This window comes from Priestia sp. 53B2 (genome assembly GCF_056099005.1).
On the sequence record NZ_JBLZXA010000008.1, the window covers coordinates 884,911 to 910,401 of the forward strand.

Below are 25,491 nucleotides of genomic sequence, written 5' to 3' on the forward strand. Positions count from 1 at the left end.
AAGCCACGCTTTTTCTGTTGGTTCATTAACCCATTGATTATCCGCGTAATTCAGCAATACGAGACTGAACAGCTTCGCGTTTTTCAACATAATCCTGCTCTTTTGCACGCTCTTCTTCTACTACTTTAGCAGGCGCTTTGGCAATAAAGCCTTGGTTATTTAATTTCTTTTGTACACGTTCTACTTCTTTGTTTAACTTGTCGTATTCTTTTTCTAAACGCGCGATTTCTTCTTCGATATTAATTAAACCTTCAAGAGGTAAAATTAATTCTGCGCCTGTTACAACAGCAGTCATCGCTTTTTCATCTAATGAAACATCTGTTGAAATCACAAGCTCACTTGGATTACAGAAACGTTCTACATACGCACGGTTCTTTTCGAGCTGGCTTTGAATATTTTCATCTTTAGCTTTGATAAATAATTTTACTTGTTTGCTCATCGGCGTGTTTACTTCAGCACGAATGTTACGAACAGCGCGGATAATATCTACAAGTAAACGCATATCGTTAGCAGCTTCTTTATCAGAAAGCTCAGGGCGTACTTCCGGCCATTTAGCTACTGTAATCGATTCGCCTTCATGCGGCAAGCTTTGCCAAATTTCTTCGGTAATAAACGGCATGAATGGATGTAAAAGTCGCATTGTATTATCAAGTACATAAGCTAAAATTGAGCGAGTTGTCTTTTTAGCTGCTTCATCTTCTCCGTAAAGAGGAAGTTTAGCCATTTCAATGTACCAATCGCAGAAATCATCCCAAATAAAGTTATAAAGAATACGTCCAACTTCACCGAATTCATATTTGTCAGCTAATTTTGTTACGTGCTCAATCGTTTCATTTAAGCGCGTTAAAATCCATTTATCAGCAACTGACTTTTCGCCTGATAAATCAAGCTCTTCAAATGTGATGCCGTCCATGTTCATTAATGCAAAACGAGAAGCATTCCAAATTTTATTTGCAAAGTTCCATGTCGCTTCGACTTTTTCAAAGCTGAAGCGTAAATCTTGTCCTGGTGAGCTTCCTGTAGATAAGAAGTAGCGAAGAGAATCTGCACCGTATTTCTCGATTACTTCCATTGGATCTACACCGTTACCAAGTGATTTACTCATTTTACGACCTTCAGCATCTCGTACAAGACCGTGAATGAGTACATCGTCAAACGGACGTTTACCCGTAAATTCAAGACCTTGGAAAATCATACGAGATACCCAGAAGAAAATAATATCGTAGCCTGTTACAAGCACGTTTGTTGGGTAGTAGCGTTTGAAATCAGCTGCATCCACATCGGGCCAGCCCATTGTTGAGAATGGCCATAGCGCTGAACTGAACCATGTGTCTAATACATCTGAATCTTGTTCCCAGTTTTCGATATCTGCTGGAGCCTCATGATCTACGTATACTTCTCCAGTTTCTTTATGATACCAAGCTGGAATTCGATGTCCCCACCAAAGCTGACGCGAAATACACCAGTCGCGAATATTTTCCATCCAGTGTAAGTATGTCTTTTCAAAACGATCAGGCACAAAGTTTACTTTTTCTTCTTGTTTTTGAAGATCTACTGCTTTATCTGCTAACGGCTGCATTTTTACAAACCATTGAGTTGATAAATAAGGTTCAACAACGGCACCGCTTCGTTCACTGTGACCTACTGAATGCATGTGGTCTTCAATGTTGAACAATACACCGTCTTCTTGAAGGTCTTTAACAATTTGCTTACGGCAAGCAAAACGATCCATTCCTTCATATTTACCTGCTTTGTCATTCATCGTACCGTCTTGATTCATCACTAAAATACGCTCTAAATTATGGCGGTTCCCAATTTCAAAATCGTTCGGGTCATGAGCAGGCGTAATTTTCACCGCACCAGAACCGAATTCCATATCTACATAATCATCGCCTACGATGGGAATTTCACGACCTACAATCGGAAGGACAACCTTTTTGCCGATTAAGTGCTTATAACGATCATCTTCAGGGTGAACAGCTACAGCCGTATCTCCTAGCATTGTTTCAGGACGAGTTGTTGCGATTTCAATATGTCCAGAACCATCTGCCAACGGATAGCGCATATGATAAAACGCACCTTGTACATCTTTGTAAATAACCTCGATGTCTGAAAGAGCTGTTTTTGTAGCTGGATCCCAGTTAATAATATATTCTCCGCGATAGATTAACCCTTTTTTGTAAAGCGTTACGAATACTTCGCGCACTGCTTTAGAAAGGCCTTCATCAAGCGTGAAGCGCTCGCGTGAATAGTCTAAGCCAAGTCCTAGCTTCGACCACTGCTGGCGAATAAAGTTTGCATATTCTTCTTTCCATTTCCACGTTTCGGCTACAAAATTTTCGCGGCCTAGATCGTAGCGGCTTTTCCCTTCGCTGCGAAGCTTTTCTTCTACTTTTGCCTGCGTTGCAATCCCTGCATGGTCCATACCAGGAAGCCATAAAACGTCATAGCCTTGCATGCGCTTCATACGCGTTAAAATGTCTTGTAACGTTGTATCCCAAGCGTGGCCTAAATGCAGCTTGCCCGTTACGTTTGGGGGTGGAATTACAATTGTATATGGCTCTTTTTCAGGGTCATTTGTTGCTTCAAAAAACTTCCCGTCTAACCAATACTGATAACGATTTTCTTCAACGGCTTTTGGATCATACTTCGTTGGAAGAGTCACTTCTTTTTCAGACATAATGTATACCTCCATAATATAAAGTTTCAGTCTTCAGAAACTGTGTAAAGCTTTTATAAACATAAAAAAACTCCTTTCCTAATAAAAGGACGAAAGGAGTTGATTTCGCGGTACCACCTTTTTTTATAGACGTATCCCGTTTGATAAGCCTATACACTTCATTTCATAACGGTTGATTAACCGGCTTTTTCTACTGAGCTATGCAGCTGTTCAAAAAAGCTACTCATAGGCGACATTCCGAGTGCACATTCTTAAGAAATCTCACAGCAACTGATTTCTCTCTCTGAAAGACGAACATCCCGTACTCTTCCTATTCACTGTATTTATGTATGAATTTCTCTTAATTATACTATATGAAAAAATGTTGAATCGTCAATAATCTTCTCCACTTTTTTATGATTATATTCATAATTTTTTTGTTCTGCTCTTTATTTTTTCATTCACTCGCTAATTTTGGAAATAAAATGAAGAGCCCACTCAAAAAAATGGCACCATTTCTTTATTTTTTCATATACTGACTTTAACCTGGGCACGTGGATTGAAAGGGGCATGTACAAATGAAGAAACGAATAAATGTAAATTCGTATCAGCTGCAGCGGTGGCTCAAAACAGCAGGAGCGGCTTGTGGACAGTTTATTGTTCCTTTAACAATTTTTCAAGGTATACGTACACTATTTTTCCCTACAACCTTTGATGTACTGTTGTTGGCACTGCTTGCCATACTAGCGGTTGCTTTATATTCCGACTGGATTTAAAAACCCAAGCGCTATTCGTTCGCTTGGGCTTGTGCAGCTGCTTCCGCTGCCATTTTTTTTTGCTGATCTACTTCAAATATTTTAATATTGAGCTGTTCAATGTTTTTCGTCAGCCAGTATGCTCGAATAAATGACTGCATATGTTCAAGCTCTGTTTTACTTTCTTTATGCTGCCTATATTGAACAATACACTGATACAGGGGTTCTGGAAACGCCAAATAACTGTGTAAAAGCAGCCGTTCCTCTTCTCTGAGAGCAAAATGTTTTTCATACGTACTAAACCACTCATAGCTGTCATAGGTAGTTACTGGGTATGTGCGAAGAGTACGGAAATAAAATGAGACCAAATCATAAATCGGTGAAGCATCTCTTGCATGTTCAAAATTAATAAAAAAACCATTTCCCCGTTCGTCATAGATAAAATGTTTAGCCGATAGCTTTCCATGAGACGTAACCAGCCGGATCTTTTCCTTTTCTTCCATTTCATCGTTCCACTGATCGAGCTTTCCAAAACCAAATTCAAGCGCTCTTGTCATTTCATAATAAAATGTACAGTAATGCAATTCAAACGGGGACATATAAACTTTCTTCTCGCATTCTACTACATACTGCTTCATCTCTTCCTGACGTTTTTCCCACGTTTCTTTCATCGATGTATAATGATTTTCTATATCTTCTTTTTTCACTTCTACTTCCTGCGCCGAAGCGCCGTGAAGCTTAGCAAGCTCTTGAAATAATTTATGATATCGAATATCACGCTCTTCGGTCGGGTTATTTGGGAGCCACGGCATTAAGTAATACGAGCCGCTTTCATCTGAAACAATGGGCTGAGAACGCTTCGTTTGATAAATAGGGACAAATCCCATCCATCCTTTTTGATACACGTTCTGCAGCTTTTGAATGAAGTTTTGATTTCGCTCTTGATGATTCGCCATTTCTTTAAGCGCAAACACGCCGGTTTTCGTATAGACTTTTTTTACTTTTCCGTAGTCTTCGATAAAGTCAACATCTAAGTCATATTCTTTTAACAATACTTTGTAGTCTGCTACTGTCCGCTGCATCTATATTCTCCTTCCTCGTAAAAAATAAAGAAAACAGTTAAGACATTATATGCGTCAAAACTGTTTTCTTTCCGACTTTAACGAACGGGGATATTTAAGATGCTTCCTTCTTCCAGCTCATATTCATCTTCTAAATTATTCACTCGTAAAATGCTTTGTACATTCGTATTATAGCGGTTTGCTATCGTATCAAGCGAATCTCCGTCTTGAACAATACAAAGCTTCCACGTTGAAAAAGCTTCTTCTTCCCGCGAAAAGAGCTTTGTTAAATAAAGGGCGTTTTCATTTCGGCCGCTTTCATTTTCTTCTTTCCGAAATTCAACAATAATCTTTTCCTCTTCTTGCTCAGCTTCTTCTTGCTCATTCTCTTGTTGAACGTCAGCATACGTATTCAATTCACTAGCTTGCGATTCTTCGAAGTTTTCTTGCTCTTGACGAAGCTGAAAGAGCTCAATCACGTTGTCTTCTCTTTCTTCCTCGATTTGCGCTTCTTTTTTCACTTCAACTTCAAATGGTTCATATGCTTCCTCTTCATATTCCACGACCTGCTCAGCACGAGATTCTTTTTTAAATACAGATGAAAAATAACTAGGGGGCTCTTCTGAATGATCTTCTTCAATAGCCTCTGCCTCTAAAAGTGCGGGAGCTTCACGATAGCTTACGTCAAACTCTTGTTCCTCTTGTTTCTCTTGTTCCTCTTGTTTCTCTTGTTCCTCTTGTTTTTCTTGTTCCTCTTGTTCCTCTTGTTCTTGAGCAAAGTTTTCAGTATATACCTCTTCAGCATCGTCCACTTCTTCATAGGAGACGATGTGCTGCTCCTCCGAAAACTCTTCCTCTTCTTCTCGTTCTTCATGCTGTTCTCCGTACAATCCTGTGATGGACAAGTCAGCCATCAGCTGCAGCTGATTTGTGCCTGGCAATTCATAATCAAATAAATCAATAGATACATATACGTCTTCAATACTTTGAATACGATTTTTAGGAATGGTAATATCAACAGGAAATTGATGTGATAATTCAGCCGTTCCGTCTTCACGGACAGAGATAGATTGCACTTGATTCTCATTTGTATATTCGCGTAACGAGTGCTCTCCCTCGTACGTTTCGTATTCACCTGTTAATTGTAATGCTCCTCGAATAGACACGTATTGGTCATATTCTTGAATAGATACTTGAGGCTCTAAGGAGATAGACAAAAGTTGTGAGACTTCCTGTCCTTTTTGAAACCATACTGATTCTTCTACGGAAAAACGCAGACATGATAAATTATCCTGCGACAAATTGTTCTCCCCCTTCCAACACCCGCCAGGTAATAGCGCGGTCATTAAAGATGTATGAACAAATAAATTAAAATATGTCTTTAAAACTAAAAAAGCTTACGGAATCCTCCGTAAGCTTTGATATAAAAGTCAATCTTATTTATCTGTTTATCCACGTAACTTCGAAAAAGCTTTTTCAGCTGCTGCAATTGTATGTTCAATGTCTGCATCTGTATGAGAAGTTGATAAAAACATTCCTTCGAATTGAGAAGGAGGTAAAAACACGCCTTCATTAGCCATTTCACGATAGTAAGCTGCAAAATAATCTAAATTCGATGTTTTCGCTGTTTCGTAATTTATTACCTGTTCGTTGGTAAAGAAGAAACCGATCATTGAACCAGCTCGGTTTACCGTAAACGGCACATCATATTTTTCAGCTGCTGCCATCAATCCTTCTTCTAATCGATCTGCTTTACGAATGAACTCATCGTAGGATTGAGGTGTCAGCTGCGTTAACGTCTCGTATCCAGCTGTCATCGCAAGCGGATTACCTGATAATGTACCTGCTTGATAAATCGGACCGCTTGGTGCAACTCGCTCCATAATTTCAGCTTTACCACCGTAAGCACCTACTGGTAAACCACCACCGATTACTTTTCCTAAGCAAGTTAAGTCAGGCGTAATGTTGTAGTAGCCCTGTGCACAGTTGAATGCTACGCGGAACCCTGTCATTACTTCATCAAAAATGAGCAGTGAGCCATATTCTGATGTGATATCACGAAGCCCTTGTAAGAAACCTGGCTGAGGCGGTACCACACCCATATTTCCTGCTACCGGTTCAACGATTACTCCGGCAATGTCATCTCCGAATTCTTTAAAAGCATATTGTACGCTTTCTAAATCATTGTACGGGACTGTAATCGTGTTTTTAGCGATTCCTTCAGGCACTCCCGGGCTATCTGGTAGGCCTAACGTTGCAACGCCTGAGCCAGCTTTAATTAGAAGAGAATCACCGTGTCCATGGTAACAGCCTTCAAATTTTAAAATTTTGTTGCGGCCCGTATAGCCACGTGCTAAACGCAGTGCGCTCATCGTTGCTTCCGTACCTGAACTCACCATACGGACGATTTCGATTGAAGGAACGCGCTCAATAACAACCTTAGCAAGCTCATTTTCAATTAATGTTGGTGCACCAAAGCTTGTACCAGATTCTGTTACTTTTTTTACTGCTTCAACTACTTGATCGTTGGAATGTCCGTGAATTAAAGGTCCCCATGATAAGACGTAGTCAATATATTTGTTGCCGTCAATATCGTAAATCGTAGCGCCTTTTCCTCGTTCCATAAAAATAGGATCCATATCTACTGATTTAAATGCACGAACAGGACTGTTTACTCCACCCGGCATTAATTGCTGCGCTTCTAAAAAAGCTGCTTTTGACTTTTCATAACTTCTCATGTATAAGCCTCCTTAATTACTTGTCAGATAACCAGCGTGCTGCGTCTTTAGCATGATACGTTACAATTAAATCCGCTCCTGCACGCTTCATGCTAATTAATTTTTCAAGAACAATCTCTTTTTCATTTACCCAGCCGTTTTGAGCTGCCGCTTTAATCATTGAATATTCACCGCTCACATTATAAGCCACTACCGGTAAATTAAACGTATTTTTTACATCGCGCATAATATCTAAATATGATAGAGCTGGTTTTACAATTAAGAAATCTGCTCCTTCTTCGACATCAGATTCCGCTTCTCGAAGTGCTTCTAAGCGATTGGCTGGGTCCATTTGATATGTTTTACGGTCTCCAAATTGAGGAGAAGAATGCGCTGCGTCGCGGAATGGTCCGTAAAAAGCAGATGCATATTTAACAGCATAAGACATCACAGGCACATCTTCAAATCCAGCTTCGTCTAGACCGTGGCGAATAGCTGCCACGAAACCGTCCATCATGTTTGAAGGCGCAATAATATCCGCTCCTGCTTTAGCTTGACTAACCGCTGTACGCGCTAATAAGTCAAGGCTAGGATCGTTTAAGATTTTTCCGTCTTCAATTACACCACAGTGGCCATGATCTGTGTATTGACACAAGCATGTATCTGCGATAACAACAAAGTCTGGAAAATTTTCTTTAATTTGACGAATACCTTTTTGGACAATTCCGTGGTCATGGTATGCCTGTGAGCCGACCGCATCTTTTTCAGCGGGAACACCAAATACCATAGCTGACTTGATTCCTAAATCGACTAACTCTTGGATTTCATCATTCAAGTAGTCTAAAGAAATTTGATCCACACCTGGCATTGATTTTACAGCATTTCTTTTTTGTTCACCTTCTACAATAAAAATAGGATATATAAAGTCTTCAGGATGTAAATGTGTTTCACGTACAAGCGCACGCATATTTACAGAATTACGAAGACGACGATGACGTGTAAATTGTAAATCTTTCATGTTAAAATCCTCCTTTATTATTCAAAACAACTAACCAACATATCTATCATACCATTTATTGTGTATGTGTTAGGAACAAGATGCTTAATTCCATATTCGCTCGCTGTCTGACTCGTAATAGGACCGATGCAAACAACTTTGGTTCTATTTATAAGCTCAAGCCAATTCGGAATATCTTTAACTGACTCGACAAAAAATCTCACTGTAGAAGAACTTGTAAAAGTAATGGCATCAATTCCTGTTTCTAACTGTTGCTTAACCAAGCGTTCAGAGTCTTGATTTCGAATGGTCTGATATACAACTAAATCCGTTACCTCACGCTCTTTTAACCCATCTTTTAAAACAGCGCGGGCTAATTGTCCTCGTACAAGGAGAACTCGCTCGTGATGTGACACATTTGCTTTTAACGACTCGAGAAGTGATTCCGCCACGTATTCTTTTGGAACAAGTTGCACATTAACATCGTGTTTTTCTAGCAAATTTGCGGTTTTTTCTCCAACCGCAGCTACTTTTAATCTTTTTAAAGCATCCCAACTGATATTTAACTCTTTTAGCCATTCAAAGAAAAAAGAAATGCCGTTTTGACTTGTAAAAACAATCCAATCAAAACAGTCAATCGACAGCAGGACATCTTCTACTTCTTTTTCATTGTTAGAACGTGCGAACGTGAGGACTGGTAAGCTTAAAGGTATGCCTCCAAGCTTTTTAATCTGTGCTGCAACTGAATGAGCCTGCTTCGCTTCTCTTGTAATCAAAACTTTTTTCAAAAAAAGAGGAGCCTCATGACTCATTATTTGTCCAGCTCCTCTTTTACACGGTCAATTAAAAGCTTAGCTCCTTGAGATGTTAAGCGCTCAGCAGCTTCTGAACCGATAGCAATGGGGTCTTTTCCCGTAATGTGCTCTTTGTAAATCGTTTTGCCATCAGGAGACGCGACTAGCGACGTTAGCTCAATGTTTCCGCCGTCCAATATACGCCCATAACCCGCAATCGGCACTTGGCATCCGCCTTCCATCTCTTTTAAAAATACGCGTTCAGCTCTAACAGCACGAGCCGTTTCATCATGATTTAAAGCTTGAAGAAGCGATAATAATTCATGGTCATTTTCTCGGCATTCGATAGCTAAAGCTCCTTGTCCTACAGCGGGAACGCTTATTTCCGGCTCTAGGTACTGAGTGACCGTATCTTTCGACCAGCCCATACGAGATAACCCTGCAGCAGCCAAGATAATCGCATCGTAATCTTCATTTTTTAATTTCTCTAGGCGTGTGTCAATATTTCCTCGAATCCATTTAATTTCGATATCTGAACGCATAGATAGAAGCTGTGCCCCTCGACGCAAGCTGCTTGTCCCAATCACAGCACCGCTTGGTAGCTCCTCAAATCGCTCACCATTTTTTGAAATAAGCGCATCACGATGATCTTCTCGTAAAGGAATACAACCAATCGTTAATCCTTCTGGCAAAACAGCCGGCATATCTTTCATACTATGAACGGCCATATCAATTTCTTTATCTAACATGGCTTGTTCAATTTCTTTTACAAAAAGACCTTTACCGCCTACTTTGGACAGCGTTACATTTAAAATTTGATCGCCTTTTGTAACCATTTCTTTAATTTCAAACTCAAAAGGAAGACCCTGTTTTTTTAACTGTTCAATGACCCAATTGGTCTGTGTTAACGCAAGTTTGCTTCGACGAGAGCCGACAATAATTTTTCGCATGTTGTCCTCCTAATTACGAACCCCAAAAGTGAAAATTCGATAAACTGCCAAATAAAAAGAAATTAATAAGTAAGACTAAGAACAATCCAATATTCCACATCGCGATTGCCTTTCCTTGAATACCTCTACGCAGTCTAGCATACAAGTAAGCGCTGTATGCAACAAACATTAAAAATGAACCTAACACTTTTGTATCGTACCAATGAAAATCTACGTATTTAATATAAGCCCATATGATTCCTAAGATTAACGAAAGCAATAACAGCGGTACACCAATTAAAATTAATACATAGGACATGTAATCTAGCTTTGTTAAATCTTCAATTCTTAGCAAGCGCTTGCCCCATTTCTTCTTTTTCAATAAATTATACTGAACAAGATACAGAGCGGAAAAAACAAAAGAGACTGAAAAAGCGCCGTAAGATAAAATAGCCATGGTAATGTGAATGATTAATAATTCTGACACAAGGCGCTCCGACTGGACAGCAGTGTATGTTTCAAGTGGAGCAAACGTATGAATAGCCATAATTAAGAAACCAATCACATTTGTAAAAAACACCATAAAATCAACGCGGAACAGACGATTAATCACAAGTGAAAGAGTAATTAACACCCACGCGTAAAAATACAGCCCTTCAGAAACTGTAAGAATAGGAAACCTTCCCGTCTCAAACATTCGTAAAATTAAAAAGGCTGTTTGCAAAACCCACACAATAGAAAGTAACCAGAAGGCTATCGAGTTTGCCTTCCGGTTATTTTGTACAAAATCAATAAAATATAATAAAACGCTCACCGCGTATAAAATCACAATCAATTCATAGATTCTGGTTAATTCCATATCAACCATTATTCAATCCTCACTTAAGACTGATAAGCTACTGAATGAGACGTAATCGATGTATGAAGCTGCTCTTCTTTTTCTTTTTGTAAAGCAACTTCCTGTTCAATATTAAAAATCTTCATGAACAGCTCTAAAGACTCTTCAGCATGTTTCTCTCCAGCCAATTCTTTCGCGTGTAAAATTGGATCGCGAAGAAGTTGATTAATTATACTTTTTGTATGTTTATTTAAAACTTTGCGCTCACGCTCAGATAAGTTCGGGAGCTTGCGGTCAATGCTCTTCATCGTTTCAGCTTGAATGGTAAGTGCTTTTTGACGAAGTGCAGAAATAACAGGCACAACGCCTAACGTGCCAAGCCAAGATTTGAAAGCAACAATTTCGCCTTCAAGCATAATTTCAATTTCATCCGCAGCTTTTTGACGCTCTTGCAAGTTGGATTCTACAATTCCATTTAAATCATCGATATCATATAAAAAGACCGTCTCTAGCTCGTCTAGTTCTGGATCTAAATCACGTGGAACGGCGATGTCTACCATAAACAATGGACGACCTTTACGCGTACGCTCAGCTTCACTCATCATTTGTTTTGTTACTACATAGTCATTAGCTCCTGTTGAACTAATTAAGATATCCGCTTCGCTTAAAGCATATTGAAGATCAGCAAATGGTTTGGCTTCTCCAGAAAAACGGTTTGCTAGCTCTTGTGCCTTTTCAAATGTTCGATTCACTACCGTTACTTTTTTAGCTCCGCTGCCATATAAATTCTGTACGGCAAGCTGACCCATTTTTCCCGCACCAAGAATCAATACGTGTTTGGACGATAAGTCTCCAAAAATCTTTTTAGCAAGCTCTACGGCTGCATAGCTGACAGAAACTGCATTCGCACCAATTTCTGTTTCATGATGAGCTTTTTTGGCTAATGTCACCGCTTGTTTAAACAGCTGATTAAAAACCGTTCCAATTGTTTCTTCTTCTTGAGCAAGCAAAAAGCTTGAACGCACTTGTCCAAGAATTTGTGTTTCACCAATCACCATTGAATCTAATCCACATGCTACTCGGTATAAATGTTCGATGGCTCCATCATTTTCATAGATGGTTAAATAAGGCGAAAACTCTTCTTTATCTATTCCGAACCATTCAGCTAAAAATGCTTTTACATAATAACGGCCCGTGTGTAATTGATCAACAACAGCATAAATTTCCGTACGATTGCATGTTGAAACAATGATGTTTTCCAAAATACTTTTTTGGCCGCTTAACGTTTTCATGGCAGATGCTAGTTCTTGCTCATTAAAACTAAGCTTTTCTCTTATTTCAACAGGGGCTGTTCGAAAGTTTAAGCCGACTGCTATAATATGCATTTGTACATACCCCCTATAATTGAAATGTGCTTATTTATCCGAATTTGACGGGCAGTAACCCCTAAATTTCCAAAGAGCTACAGTGAGATAACTGCCCGTAAAATCCGGCGTTCTTCATTCTACTATTCGTAAAAAACGGCGGACATTACACAGATGTAAGCTTCGCCTTATCTCTAACTATTATAACATGTTCTATAAGTCATTCGAAAAAAAAATGTGAACAGTCTTTGAAAACATGTGTTAAGATATTAACTGTTATTCCGTAATAAATTGTATCAAAAAAGCAGCGTTTTATCACGTTTTCTGTTTTGAAACACCTGGAGGTTACTATGAAAAAGCAATCAATGTTTTTTGGTGTCTTACTAGTTGGATTTGGAATCTTTTTCTTACTGAATGAGCTACATATGAGCATTGCAGCAAAGGTATACACGTGGCCTGTACTGTTAATTTTAATAGGAGCAGCCCTGTTAACTGAGTCTGCTTTATCTCAAGATCATTCAAACTTGCTTGCAAGCTACATATTAATCACTTTAGGTATTCATTTCTATGTAAGTGAACAAATTCCCTTTTGGCCTACGAATATTAGCATGGTCGTTTTTATGGTGGCCATTAGCTTTTTACTCAGTGCTAGAAAAGCCAAATCAGGCTTTTTCCAAGGCGGCACCCTTTTAATTATTGCCATTTTAATGATGTTTTCAGACCGTCTTAAACTATTTTTGCCAAAAGTTGAAGACGGCGTAAATTATTTAACAACCTTCTGGCCTATTTTATTGTTACTAGTTGGGCTATATTTATTATTTTTCAAACGAAAGTAATCTATGTAAACAAGTTAAAAAAATGGAACGTTTGACTCACTTCCTGTTAGAGTGATGATAAACGTTCCATTTTTTTAGCTTCTATTCCTTTGTTTAGTGAGTCATGCGATACTGCAGAGATTTCCACGCTTTATCTTTTCCTTCACCTGTTTCAGATGAGAAATGAATTAATTCATCATTTGGATCCAAGTCCAGCGTTTCTCTCACTACTTTTAAGTGCTTTTGCCATTTTCCTTTAGGAATTTTATCAGCTTTCGTCGCAATAACCATAACGGGAAGGTCATGGTGCTTCAAAAACTCATACATCATAACGTCATCCTTTGAAGGGGCATGGCGTAGATCAACAATCATTAATACAGCTTTAAGCTGCTCACGATTTGTTAAATACGTTTCAATCATTTTCCCCCATGCTTCACGCTCTTTTTTAGACACTTTTGCAAATCCGTAGCCAGGTACGTCTACAAAGTGAAGGATTTCATTAATTAAAAAGAAGTTAAGCGTTTGAGTTTTTCCGGGCTTAGACGACGTACGCGCTAAGCTTTTGCGATTGAGCATCTTGTTAATAAAAGATGATTTTCCTACATTTGAACGGCCTGCTAACGCAAACTCTGGCAGGTTTTCTTTAGGATATTGTTCAGGGCGTACGGCACTGATGACAATATCGGCTTGAGTTACTTTCATTTTACCTCTCCTACTAGCGCATGTTCCAATACTTGGTCCACATGTGACACAAGAACGATGTCTAATTCCTCTTGTACACTGTCAGGGATATCTTCAATATCACGTTCATTATCATGAGGGATTAATATTTTAGTTAATCCGGCACGATGTGCACTAAGTGACTTTTCTTTTAAACCGCCGATTGGTAATACGCGACCTCTTAGTGTAATTTCTCCTGTCATTCCTACTTCTCTACGCACTGGTTTACCCGTTAGTGCTGATACTAGAGCAGTGGCAATGGTAATTCCTGCAGAAGGTCCATCCTTTGGTACAGCTCCTTCTGGAACATGGATATGAATATCATGTTTTTCATAAAACTTTTCATCAATTCCTAGTTTCTCTGCATTTGAACGCACGTAGCTAAATGCTGCCTGAGCTGATTCTTTCATCACGTCTCCAAGCTTTCCGGTTAGTACTAGTCTTCCTTTACCAGGGGACAAGCTTACTTCAATGGCTAGCGTGTCTCCTCCTACAGTTGTGTAAGCAAGACCTGTAGCAACGCCGACTTGATCTTCCGTCTCAGCCTGTCCGTAACGGAACCTAGGCTTACCAAGGAATTCTTCAAGCGTTTTGGCCGTCACCACCACGCGTTTTTTCTCGCCAGAGACTACGATACGAGCTGCTTTTCGACAAATGGAAGCAATTTCGCGTTCAAGGTTACGAACACCAGCTTCTCTCGTATATAAACGAATGATTGCTGTTAACGCGTCATCGCGAATCTGCAAATTGCCCTTTTGCAATCCGTGATTTTCTAACTGGCGCAGCAATAGGTGACGCTTCGCGATTTCAAGCTTTTCCAGCTCCGTGTAACCAGCAATTTGAATAATTTCCATTCGATCGCGCAGCGGCCCCGGAATCGTAGCTAAGTTATTAGCTGTAGCCACGAACATCACTTTTGATAAATCATACGTTTCTTCTATATAGTGATCGCTGAAATTATGGTTTTGTTCAGGATCCAATACTTCTAACAAAGCAGAAGACGGGTCTCCACGGAAATCATTTGACATTTTATCGATTTCATCAAGCAGAAATACTGGATTAATCGTTCCTGCTTTTTTCATTCCTTGAATAATGCGTCCAGGCATAGCTCCCACGTATGTGCGACGATGACCGCGGATTTCTGACTCATCTCTCACGCCGCCTAGAGATACTCGTACAAAATGACGGTCTAGAGACGTAGCAATTGAACGGGCTAGGGATGTTTTCCCTACGCCGGGAGGTCCTGCTAAACATAAAATAGGACCTTTAAGAGATTTTGTCAACTGCTGCACAGCTAGATATTCTAATACGCGTTCCTTCACTTTTTCAAGGCCATAATGCTCATCGTTCAGCACTTGTTCAGCATTATGAATATTGAGCGTATCTTCCGTTTCATTTGTCCAAGGTAGCGCAATTAACCACTCGATATAATTTCGAATGACTGAGCTTTCAGCGGAGGTAGCAGGAATTTTTTCATAGCGATCCAATTCTTTAAACGCCACTTGTTTGACATGGTCCGTCATCCCACTTGCTTCAATTTTTTCGCGAAGTGTTGCTACTTCTCCCGTCTTTCCTTCTTTGTCTCCAAGCTCTTTTTGAATCGCCTTCATTTGCTCACGAAGATAATACTCTTTCTGAGTGCGTTCCATTGATTTCTTTACACGCTGTCCAATTTTTTTCTCCAGCTGCAAAACTTCTTGCTCGTCTTGAATATGAGAAATGATCGTATTTAATCTTTCTTTCACATCAGTTATTTCTAAAATTTCTTGTTTAAGCTGAATTTTTATTGGTAAATGAGAGGCTACAATATCCGCTAATCTTCCTGGTTCTTCAATGTCACTTACGGTTGAAAGAGTTTCAACGGACACCTTTTTGGAAAGTTTTATGTATTGTTCGAAATAGTCTAAAAGCGTGCGCATCAGCGCTTTATCTTCTACATCAACCTGATGTTCTTCGTTTTGCTTTTCCACATGCACAACAAAATATTCTTCGCTGTCTTCAAATTCTGTAACGGTTACGCGATTTAGTCCTTCTACTAAGATGCGCATCGTCCCATTCGGCAGCTTTAGCATTTGTTTAATTTTTGCTAACGTACCGGTTCTATATAAATCCTCTTTTGTTGGTTCATCGATACCCATATCTTTTTGTGATACTAAACAAACTAAGTGATCATCCATCATTGCTTTTTCTAATGCTTGCACAGATTTATCTCGCCCAACATCTAAATGAAGCACCATTGTCGGATAGACGATCAAACCTCGTAAAGGCAATAGCGGCATTGTCAAATTTTCTTTTTCTGCCATGCAATGAACACCTCCAATGCTCGTCAATTAAAGTATGTAAAGTGTGAATTCTTTTAACAATTTTATCTCATTTGTATACACATGTCTAACAATAGTAATTACTAATTGTACCATGAGAAAGAATTAAAAGGCAAAATATATCTTTTTAAGCTCTTTTCATAAAAAAACGCCCTTTTCGTTGGCTGTGTATAAAGGTTTTATACGCGAAAAAGGCGATGAATATTCATCTGACCATTAATTTTTAATTATCATGATAGAATTAGCTAGATTCTCGATTTGAAATAGCTGAATCTACCGACAAATGTGCAACATGCTCATGTACAGACAATAGTGCTTGTTCGAACACCTCTGTTAAATGATGGACAGGAATAATATCGATACCTTTTACCTTTTCTACCATTGCATTCATATTTTCTTTTGGCACAATCACCGTCTGAACGCCTGCTTGTTTTGCTGCCTTGATTTTTGGAATTACACCACCAATTGGCTTTACGTTACCGTGCAGACCAATTTCTCCTGTCATTGCTACCGTATGTTTGATTGGAACTTCATAAATCGCTGAGTAGATACCTGTTGCCATCGCAATACCCGCAGAAGGTCCATCAATTGGCACGCCTCCCGGAAAGTTTACATGAATATCATACTCATCGGCTGGAACATCCATTGAACGAAGAACCGTTATGACATTTTCAATTGAGCTTTTAGCCATACTTTTACGGCGAATAGACTTCCCTTGAGTCCCTATACTTTCCTCTTCAACGATACCTGTAATAATAATGTTCCCTTTCTCTTTTGCAGGAATCGCTTTGACTTCAATTTCTAAAAGTGCTCCAGAGTTGGGCCCGTACACCGCTAATCCATTAATAAGTCCCACTTTTTCCTCATCTGCAATTTTCGGATCGTGTCTTGGAGACAGTTGACTAGAATGAACAATCCATTCAATATCTTCATTTTTAATGTCCGTTCGTTCCTCTGATATCGCTAATCCAGCCGCAATTTGCATCATATTAACCGTTTCACGTCCATTGCGTGCATATGTAGAAAACAGAGATAAACCTTCTTCTGATATATCCATTCTTACTTTATTTGCTGCTTTTTTTGCAACTGTAATAATTTCGTCGCGATCAAGCTCACGGAAAAATACCTCTACGCATCTGGAACGAATGGCAGGCGGAATTTCATTAGGCGTTCTAGTCGTCGCACCAATCAAACGAAAGTCTGCTGGCAACCCATTTTGAAAAATATCGTGAATATGTGTCGGGATTTGTGTGTTTTCTTCGCTGTAATAGGCGCTTTCCATAAACACTTTTCGATCTTCTAGAACCTTTAACAGCTTATTCATCTGAATAGGATGGAGCTCTCCAATTTCATCAATAAATAAAATTCCCCCGTGTGCATCTGTAACCGCTCCTTGTTTTGGCTGCGGAATTCCAGCTTGGCCCATGGCACCTGCTCCTTGGTAAATAGGATCATGAACAGACCCAATCAAAGGATCAGCAATGCCTCGCTCATCAAAACGCGCGGTAGTTGCATCTAACTCTACAAATACAGCCGATTGTTTGAAAGGTGATTTTTTATTTTTTTTTGCTTCTTCTAACACTAAACGTGCTGCTGCGGTTTTTCCTACTCCAGGCGGCCCGTATACAATCACGTGCTGTGGATTAGGACCGCAAAGGGCAGCCTTTAGTGACCGAATTCCATCCTCTTGTCCGACAATATCGGAGAAGCTAGACGGCCTTACACGTTCGGCAAGCGGCTCAGTTAAAGAGATGGCTCTCATTTTCTGCAATTGCTCCATTTCTTTCTTTGAATCCCGGTCAATTGAGACTTTTTGCGTACGCTGATTGCGTAATAAATTCCAAAAATATAAGCCAATGATGATACCAAAAAAGAGTTGGACCATTAAGGCAATATTCGTCCAGTTCATAGATAAACCTCCTGCGCAGTTTAGTAAGATAATTATCAGTTATTATCTCCCTGCAGCAGTAGGAATAAACAAGATTCTAGTAAAAAGTAAAATTTAGTTGTGCTTCATCAACAGAAAAAAGCCGGGTACTCAAATTGAGTACCCGGCTTTTTTATGCTGATGTTTTGCTGCCTTCTTGAATAGTAGATCCGTCTTCTAATACGAACTTAGGAGCCGCTTGATCACGAACAGTTTCACCTGTGATAATACATTTTGTAATATCATCACGTGAAGGAAGATCAAACATTACATCTAACATAATACCTTCAATGATTGAACGTAGACCACGAGCACCTGTTTTACGCTCGATTGCTTTTTTAGAAATTTCTACTAAAGCCTCGTCTTCGAACTCAAGTTCAACGTCATCAAGTTCAAGCATTTTTTGATATTGTTTCACTAGTGCATTTTTCGGTTTTGTTAAAATCTCAACTAGCGCTTCTTCATCAAGAGGCACTAAGCTAGCAGTAACCGGTAAACGACCAATAAACTCTGGAATTAAACCAAATTTTAATAAATCTTCCGGTAATACTTTTGCTAGTAACTCTTTTTCTGTAAAGTCTTGTTGTTTTGTTTCTGAACCGAAACCAATTACTTTTTTACCTAGACGGCGCTTAATAATAGGTTCGATTCCGTCAAATGCACCACCGCAAATAAATAAGATATTTGTTGTATCAATTTGAATAAATTCTTGATGAGGGTGTTTGCGTCCACCTTGAGGAGGAACACTTGCTACAGTACCTTCTAAGATTTTAAGAAGAGCCTGCTGCACACCTTCACCTGATACATCACGTGTAATAGATGGGTTTTCAGACTTACGCGCTACTTTATCAATTTCATCGATGTAGATGATACCTTTTTCAGCTTTCTCCACATCGTAATCAGCTGATTGAATTAATTTTAATAAGATGTTTTCAACATCTTCTCCTACATAACCCGCTTCTGTTAGAGATGTTGCGTCTGCAATCGCAAACGGTACGTTTAAAATACGAGCCAATGTTTGAGCTAGTAAAGTTTTACCGCTTCCTGTAGGTCCAATTAATGCAATATTACTTTTTGATAACTCAACGTCATCAATTTTACTGTTTGAATTGATTCGTTTGTAATGGTTGTATACCGCAACGGATAACGATTTTTTCGCATCCTCTTGACCAATTACATACTCATCTAAAATGTCACGAATTTCTTTTGGTTTTGGTACATCTTTAAATTCTACTTCTTCTTCTGTACCTAACTCTTCTTCTACGATTTCCGTGCAAAGTTCAATACATTCATCGCATATGTAAACACCTGGACCCGCAACTAACTTGCGTACTTGTTCTTGTGTTTTACCACAAAATGAGCATTTTAACTGCCCTTTTTCATCGTTAAATTTAAACATAATTTTCACCCCTTGTAGTATTTACTAAAGTGCTCGAAGCTGATTTCTATCCGCGCTATAGCCCAACAACATGAACAGCTCATCTATTTGTAGGTAAATGCCCCTCTTTATCACATAGTAAAAGCGCTATGAAAAGATTTGTATTGCATTTTACCATACATTTTCTTGAATAGATACTAAAACGTTTTATGTATATGTTGTTGATGAGCATAACAGAATGGAGATCTGCTATTATATAGTGTCCTCTTATTGGGCCTATTTCATAACCACGGATTTCAAACAATGGGTTAAAGCTGCTTCTACGGTGTTGGTTATGATATAAAAAAACTATTGAAGTTTATAAAACAAGGCACGATCAAGTCGCGCCTTGTTTCTTACTTACTATTATGCAACAGCTTTGCTGTTTTCTACAAGAAATTCAACTGCTTTACGTACTTTCATGTCTTCTTTAATGCTGTCAAGACTGCCAAGCACTTTCTTAATTTCTTCGACAGGCATGTTGTACATTCCTGCCATGTTTTCTAATTCTTTTTCTACTTCTTCTTCGCTTACTTCAAGATTTTCAGCTTTTGAAATAGCTTCTAGCGTTAAGTTGATTTTCACACGTTTTTCAGCATCCGGACGCATTTGGTCGCGAAGAGCTTTTTCATCTTGACCTGAGAATTGGAAGTAAAGTTCAAGGTTAAGACCTTGCATTTGTAAACGTTGTTCAAACTCTTGCATCATACGATCCATTTCAGTGTTGAACATTGCTTCTGGAATTTCTACTTCAGCATTTTCAGCAGCTTTTTCTACTAAAGTGTCGCGAAGAGCTGATTCCGCTTGATTCTCTTTATCGCTTTGTAATTTTTCTTTTGTTTTTGCTTTTAACGCTTCTAAAGTTTCTACTTCTTCATCTACGTCTTTTGCAAACTCATCGTCTAAAGCTGGAAGTTCTTTAGATTTGATTTCGTGTAATTTCACTTTGAATTTAGCAGCTTTACCAGCTAACTCTTCAGCGTGATACTCTTCAGGGAATGTTACTTCCACTTCTTTTTCAGCGCCTACTTCAAGACCAACTAGTTGCTCTTCAAAGCCAGGGATGAATGTGTTAGAACCGATTTCTAAAGAATAGTTTTCGCCTTTTCCGCCTTCGAATGCTTCTCCATCAACGAAACCTTCAAAGTCGATTACAGCTGTATCACCTTCAGCTACAGTTCCTTCTTCTTTAACAACTAGTTCAGCGTGACGCTCTTGAAGTGTTTTCAATTCAGCTTCAACATCTTCATCTGTTACAGTTGTATCTACTTTTTCTACTTCTAAGTTTTTGTATTCGCCTAATTTAACTTCAGGCTTAACAGTTACTTTAGCAGTGAAAACTAGAGGTTGTCCTTTTTCGATTGTTTCAACATCGATTTCTGGACGATCAACCGGCTCGATACCAGCTTCAACAATTGCATTGCTGTAAGCTTCAGGTAATAAGATATCTAGTGCATCTTGGTATAAAGATTCTACGCCAAAACGTTTTTCGAAAAGCGGACGAGGCATTTTACCTTTACGGAACCCTGGTACGTTTACTTGTTTTACAACTTTTGTGAATGCTTTATCTAAGGCTTTATCAAACTCAGCAGCTTCAACTTCTACTGTTAAAACGCCTTGATTTCCTTCTTGTTTTTCCCATTTTGCAGACATGAATGTTTCCCTCCAAAATCATTTTAAGTAGTGATTTCTAAATTAGATAATGCAGATAGCCTATCAGTTCAAACCTCAATCATTATCTATTTAACTCCCTATTACTTTAAAGTAAGTAGGAATGTAATGTAAAGATGAAATTCTACTATACGTATTTAAGTGCATTTTACAACCATTATATTATAACATACAACAATGACGTTTCAACTAAACACCACATTTTATATAAAAGAAATTTCTTCAATTTCTTTTAGCTCTTTAATTGCCTTTCTTAATTCAGCTGCGGAGAAACTTCCGTCTTCCTCTGCTACAGCTGCATCTGACTCTTCTCCTTGCATCATCAGACTAACAGCATACACCGCTTCTGTCCAAAGTTTTACATTATCACCCGGTAAAAACGGAAATGTAATAAACAAATGACGCTGCCATATCTCAACGGCAACCTGCAGCAATGTAGGATTTTCATGCTCCAGCTTTTCCGTCAGCTGCGCTTCTACTTGCTCAGCAAACAAATACGGTGTTGTTCGTTGAAGCTGAAGCGCATTTACTTTTTTCGTCTCTCCAAACTTAGTAATCATAAAATCAATATCTACTTCTTCTTCCATGACTGTTTTTAAAGCAACTGTTTTTACGATAGGGTGAACAGCTTCAGATGAAAATAGCTGTTCCAGAAAGAAGCGCTGCTTTTCAATTCTCTTTGTTTTTAATGAATGAACCCATTCAAGCTGATCTTGAATATTGTCTAGAGCTGTGAATGATTTAAACTGCTCTAGCTGTTCTTCTTCTGTTTGTTCTTCTATGACTTGTTCTTGATTCATTCTATTCTTGCAGAACTCCAATAGCTGATAAAGCTGTTCAGCATGTTCAGAAGGGAGTTTGTGTTCTTGAATAACTGCTTGTAGAGTGACATATCCTTCATGATAGTGACCAAGCTGAATTAACACCATGAGGTACATTTGCAAATTATGATAATAATCGCCAATATCTTCTTTCAGCATTTGCTCACATAATTCCTTAGCTATGCCTGCATCACCGAGCTCCACGTGACAAATAACAAGGCCAAGCAAAATTTCATGATGCTTATTATCAAGTTCGTAGGCCTGCTCAAATAAAGGAAGTGCTTCTTGAAATTGCTTGTGCTGCATATGCTCTGTAGCTTTTTCAACCAACCGTTCTTTTAATAGAGGAAAAGCTACAATTTTGTTTTGTTGTTCATTCGACATGTTTTCTCCCCACTTCGCGGTCCATTTGCTTTACAGTTTAGCAATTCGATTAACGGAACGCAAAAAAATCGAGCAAAATCATAGTTTTGCTCGATTTTTGGTTAATATCTTACCGTTTTTGCTTCATAAGCAGAAATGTCGTCTTCAAAAGAAAGCGTATAGCCAATTTCATCATATCCGTTAACAAGCATATATTTCCAATGGCCATTGATATCAAACGTACGTTCAAAACCTGCTGCATCGGTAATTTTTTGCTGATGAAGATCGATTGTACAGGCGTAAGAAGCACTTTGAGACTCTTTCATTAAATAGGAAATATCTTCTTTTGGTAAAACAATAGGTAAAATACCATTTTTCAGACAGTTTTGTTTAAAAATATCCGCAAATGAAGGTGCGATAATGGCACGAAACCCGTAATCTAAAAGCGCCCATGGAGCGTGTTCACGTGACGAACCACATCCGAAGTTCTCGTCAGCTACAAGGATTGTTGCTCCTTGATTTTGAGGCTGATTTAATTCAAACGTTTCATTTAACGTTTCATCTTCATTATATCGCCAATCAAAAAATAGAAATTGGCCAAAGCCAGTACGCTCAATTCTTTTCAAAAATTGCTTTGGGATAATTTGATCAGTATCTACGTTTGCTCGGTCGAGACCTGCTACTTTCCCTGTGTGGATTGTAAAAGCATTCATCTGTGTTCTCCTCCTTATCGCACCGCTTGTTCTTGTAGTTTGCGTACATCAACAAAATGTCCATATACCGCTGCCGCTGCTGCCATTACCGGGCTTACTAAATGCGTTCTGGCGCCTTTTCCTTGACGTCCTTCAAAATTGCGGTTAGAAGTGGACGCACAGTGTTCGCCTTGTGGAACTAAGTCAGAGTTCATGCCTAGACACATGCTGCAGCCTGAGTCTCTCCAATCAAAACCTGCTTCAATGAAAATAGCAGATAACCCTTCTTCTTCAGCCACTCGCTTTACTTTTTGAGAACCTGGTACAATTATCGCTCGCACATCTGGTGACACTTTCTTTCCTTTAATAAAGGCTGCCACGTCACGAAGATCAGACAAACGAGCATTTGTACATGAACCGATAAATACATGCTGAACTGGAATCTCTTCTATTGCCATGCCAGGCTGTAAGCCCATATACTCAAGTGCTCGTGACAAAGACTTTCTCTCAGCTTCTGTTTTACACTCTTCTAATGTAGGAACTTGCTTGCTAACATAAGAACTCATCGCCGGGTTTGTTCCCCATGTTACAACAGGTTCAATTGTATCTGCATCAATTTCCAGCGTTTCATCGTACGTTGCACCTTCATCTGTTGCTAAAGCTGTCCAAGCTTCCACTGCTTTTTCAAACTGTTCTCCTTTAGGAGCATACTGACGTCCTTTAATATAAGAGAACGTGACATCGTCTGGACTGATTAAACCAGCTTTTGCACCGGCTTCAATAGACATATTACAAATGGTCATGCGCTCTTCCATTGAAAGATCGCGAATACATTCGCCCGTAAATTCCACAATTGAACCCGTTCCAAAATTCACGCCGAATTTTTGAATTATTGCTAACACAATGTCCTTAGCATAAACGCCAGGCTGCTTTTTGCCATTTACTTTCACTTGTAGCGTTTTTGGTTTCGCTTGCCATAGCGTTTGTGTTGCTAAAACATGCTCTACCTCACTAGTTCCTATCCCAAAAGCAAGCGCTCCAAATGCACCGTGAGTAGATGTATGACTATCTCCGCACACAATGGTTTTTCCAGGCTGAGTTAACCCTAATTCCGGTCCAATGATATGCACAATTCCTTGTTCTTCACTTGTTAAATCTAAAAGCTTCACACCAAACTCATGACAGTTTTCGGATAGTTTGTCTACTTGTTTCTTTGCAATCGGATCTTTAATATTAAAACGGTCAACCGTTGGAATGTTGTGATCCATTGTAGCAAACGTTAAGTCTGGACGCTTCACTTGGCGATTTGCCACGCGAAGCCCTTCAAATGCTTGAGGGGACGTTACTTCATGAATAAGATGAAGATCGATATATAATAAGTCCGGCTTCCCCTCTTCTCGACGTACAACATGTTGTTCCCAAAGCTTATCAATAATTGTTTTTGGTTTCATACTGCTCCTCCTTTCTGATTATGAAAAACGTTTCTCACAAAACGTGAGAAACGCATGATTAACTGTAAGCTGTCATAATGCTTGAAATGGCAGAATCATTGGCAATTACCGCAGTTATCGCCTCCACCATTTTATCGGTACCTAAATAATGACTACCGTCTGCTAAGTCAGCTGTTCGATGACCTGCATGTAATACACTTTCAACCGCTTGTTCAATCACTGCTGCTTCTTTCTCTAATCCAAATGAGTGTCTAAGCAACATTGCTGCAGATAAAATAGCAGCAATCGGATTAGCTTTATTTTGACCAGCAATATCTGGTGCAGAACCGTGAACCGGTTCGTATAAAGATGGACCATCAGCCGTTAAGCTCGCAGATGGCAACATTCCTAACGATCCTGTCAGCATAGAAGCCTCATCACTCAAAATATCACCAAACATATTTTCAGTTACCACTACATCAAAATACTTCGGATTACGAATTAACTGCATAGCAGCTGAATCTACAAGCATATGCTCAAGCTCTACATCCGGGTAGTCTTTTGCTATTTCTTCAGCTACTTCACGCCACACTCTACTAGACTCAAGCACATTCGCTTTATCCACAGACGTTACTTTTTTACGTCGATTTACAGCCGTGTCAAATGCTTGGCGAATAATTCTTTCTATTTCTGTACGCTTATAAAATAATGTGTCGACAACTGTTTCTTCATTTCCTTCTGTTCGGCGCTCGCTAGGCTTACCGAAATATAAGCCTCCTGTTAGCTCGCGGACGATAATGAAGTCAACACCTTCAATGTATTCTTTTTTCAGAGGAGAGGCATCCGCTAAGCTATCATAAAACGTCACCGGACGAAGATTAGCATATAAATCCAGTTCTTTTCGAATAGCTAGCAAACCTTTTTCCGGTCGCAAATGCGAAGGGTTACGATCCCATTTTGGCCCTCCAACCGATCCAAGTAATACAGCATCCGCCTGCTTACAAGTCTCAATTGTACTTTCTGGAAGAGGTGTGCCCGCCTCATCAATTGCAGCTCCGCCAATTAGTCCATACGTAAACTCAAATTGATGATCAAAGCGCTCTCCAATTGCTTTTAAAACGGCAACAGCGCCTTTGGTTACTTCTGTTCCTACGCCGTCACCCGGTAATACAGCGACTTTTTTTGTCATGGTGGTCTCTC

20 protein-coding genes and 1 other annotated feature are annotated in these 25,491 nt (G+C 39.2%); of the genes, 2 read left to right on the forward strand and 18 right to left on the reverse strand.

Features of this window, described 5'->3' with window-relative positions; all coding sequences use genetic code 11:
* Positions 1-37: 37 nt before the first annotated feature.
* Positions 38-2,680 carry a valine--tRNA ligase gene (locus ACN6NE_RS07975; protein ID WP_474325069.1) on the reverse strand — a complete coding sequence of 881 codons (2,643 nt, stop codon included), beginning with the start codon at positions 2,678-2,680 and terminating at the stop codon, positions 38-40.
* Between the two features lie 82 nt (positions 2,681-2,762).
* Positions 2,763-3,007 (reverse strand) — a binding site (T-box leader).
* A 230-nt stretch (positions 3,008-3,237) separates the two neighbouring features.
* Between ACN6NE_RS07975 and ACN6NE_RS07980 the strand changes: the two genes are divergently transcribed.
* A complete protein-coding gene (locus ACN6NE_RS07980; RefSeq protein WP_013059354.1) occupies positions 3,238-3,435 on the forward strand; it encodes a hypothetical protein in 198 nt (65 codons plus the stop codon).
* A gap of 11 nt (positions 3,436-3,446) precedes the next feature.
* Here the strand turns inward: ACN6NE_RS07980 and ysxE are convergent, their stop codons facing one another.
* The 8 genes from ysxE to hemA all read right to left on the reverse strand — a co-directional run bounded on the left by ysxE (position 3,447) and on the right by hemA (position 12,135).
* The gene (ysxE, locus tag ACN6NE_RS07985) at positions 3,447-4,496 is read right to left on the reverse strand and encodes a spore coat protein YsxE (protein WP_129704933.1); all 1,050 of its coding nucleotides are present in this window, start codon (positions 4,494-4,496) and stop codon (positions 3,447-3,449) included.
* Between the two features lie 77 nt (positions 4,497-4,573).
* Positions 4,574-5,776, reverse strand: coding sequence for a stage VI sporulation protein D (gene spoVID, locus ACN6NE_RS07990; RefSeq protein WP_474325072.1), 1,203 nt, complete (start codon positions 5,774-5,776; stop codon positions 4,574-4,576).
* A 147-nt stretch (positions 5,777-5,923) separates the two neighbouring features.
* On the reverse strand, positions 5,924-7,213 hold the full coding sequence (gene hemL / locus ACN6NE_RS07995; RefSeq protein ID WP_057245032.1) for a glutamate-1-semialdehyde 2,1-aminomutase: 1,290 nt from the start codon (positions 7,211-7,213) through the stop codon (positions 5,924-5,926).
* Positions 7,214-7,229: 16 nt separating this feature from the next.
* Complete coding sequence (gene hemB, locus ACN6NE_RS08000) at positions 7,230-8,210, reverse strand: porphobilinogen synthase (protein WP_014458109.1); 981 nt, start codon at positions 8,208-8,210, stop codon at positions 7,230-7,232.
* Positions 8,211-8,227: 17 nt separating this feature from the next.
* Positions 8,228-9,001 carry a uroporphyrinogen-III synthase gene (locus ACN6NE_RS08005; RefSeq protein ID WP_129704937.1) on the reverse strand — a complete coding sequence of 258 codons (774 nt, stop codon included), beginning with the start codon at positions 8,999-9,001 and terminating at the stop codon, positions 8,228-8,230.
* A complete protein-coding gene (gene hemC / locus ACN6NE_RS08010) occupies positions 9,001-9,933 on the reverse strand; it encodes a hydroxymethylbilane synthase (protein ID WP_129704939.1) in 933 nt (310 codons plus the stop codon). The genes ACN6NE_RS08005 and hemC overlap by 1 nt, the downstream gene beginning before the upstream one ends.
* A 13-nt stretch (positions 9,934-9,946) precedes the next feature.
* The gene (locus ACN6NE_RS08015; RefSeq protein WP_013059361.1) at positions 9,947-10,780 is read right to left on the reverse strand and encodes a cytochrome C assembly family protein; all 834 of its coding nucleotides are present in this window, start codon (positions 10,778-10,780) and stop codon (positions 9,947-9,949) included.
* A gap of 14 nt (positions 10,781-10,794) precedes the next feature.
* On the reverse strand, positions 10,795-12,135 hold the full coding sequence (gene hemA, locus ACN6NE_RS08020; protein ID WP_474325075.1) for a glutamyl-tRNA reductase: 1,341 nt from the start codon (positions 12,133-12,135) through the stop codon (positions 10,795-10,797).
* A gap of 329 nt (positions 12,136-12,464) precedes the next feature.
* On the opposite strand from hemA, the gene ACN6NE_RS08025 reads away from it, so the two are divergent.
* The gene (locus tag ACN6NE_RS08025; protein ID WP_013059363.1) at positions 12,465-12,950 is read left to right on the forward strand and encodes a LiaF transmembrane domain-containing protein; all 486 of its coding nucleotides are present in this window, start codon (positions 12,465-12,467) and stop codon (positions 12,948-12,950) included.
* 93 nt (positions 12,951-13,043) lie between these two features.
* Here ACN6NE_RS08025 and yihA read toward each other — a convergent pair whose 3' ends face one another.
* The 9 genes from yihA to leuB form a co-directional block, all read right to left on the reverse strand.
* Positions 13,044-13,631, reverse strand: coding sequence for a ribosome biogenesis GTP-binding protein YihA/YsxC (gene yihA / locus ACN6NE_RS08030; RefSeq protein WP_013059364.1), 588 nt, complete (start codon positions 13,629-13,631; stop codon positions 13,044-13,046).
* Complete coding sequence (gene lon / locus ACN6NE_RS08035) at positions 13,628-15,952, reverse strand: endopeptidase La (protein WP_129704943.1); 2,325 nt, start codon at positions 15,950-15,952, stop codon at positions 13,628-13,630. Before lon ends, yihA begins: the two co-directional genes overlap by 4 nt.
* Before the next feature lie 259 nt (positions 15,953-16,211).
* The gene (gene lonB / locus ACN6NE_RS08040; RefSeq protein ID WP_129704945.1) at positions 16,212-17,879 is read right to left on the reverse strand and encodes an ATP-dependent protease LonB; all 1,668 of its coding nucleotides are present in this window, start codon (positions 17,877-17,879) and stop codon (positions 16,212-16,214) included.
* A 151-nt stretch (positions 17,880-18,030) separates the two neighbouring features.
* Positions 18,031-19,296: an ATP-dependent protease ATP-binding subunit ClpX gene (gene clpX, locus ACN6NE_RS08045; RefSeq protein ID WP_013059367.1), complete on the reverse strand. Its 1,266-nt coding sequence runs from the start codon at positions 19,294-19,296 to the stop codon at positions 18,031-18,033.
* Positions 19,297-19,680: 384 nt separating this feature from the next.
* A complete protein-coding gene (gene tig / locus ACN6NE_RS08050) occupies positions 19,681-20,967 on the reverse strand; it encodes a trigger factor (protein WP_016765666.1) in 1,287 nt (428 codons plus the stop codon).
* A 221-nt stretch (positions 20,968-21,188) separates the two neighbouring features.
* Positions 21,189-22,190, reverse strand: coding sequence for a tetratricopeptide repeat protein (locus ACN6NE_RS08055; protein WP_474325079.1), 1,002 nt, complete (start codon positions 22,188-22,190; stop codon positions 21,189-21,191).
* A gap of 101 nt (positions 22,191-22,291) precedes the next feature.
* Positions 22,292-22,882 carry a 3-isopropylmalate dehydratase small subunit gene (leuD, locus tag ACN6NE_RS08060; RefSeq protein WP_129704949.1) on the reverse strand — a complete coding sequence of 197 codons (591 nt, stop codon included), beginning with the start codon at positions 22,880-22,882 and terminating at the stop codon, positions 22,292-22,294.
* Positions 22,883-22,896: 14 nt separating this feature from the next.
* A complete protein-coding gene (leuC, locus tag ACN6NE_RS08065; protein WP_129704951.1) occupies positions 22,897-24,312 on the reverse strand; it encodes a 3-isopropylmalate dehydratase large subunit in 1,416 nt (471 codons plus the stop codon).
* 58 nt (positions 24,313-24,370) lie between these two features.
* Positions 24,371-25,480, reverse strand: a complete 1,110-nt coding sequence (leuB, locus tag ACN6NE_RS08070; protein ID WP_474325082.1) for a 3-isopropylmalate dehydrogenase — start codon at positions 25,478-25,480, stop codon at positions 24,371-24,373.
* Positions 25,481-25,491: the final 11 nt, after the last annotated feature.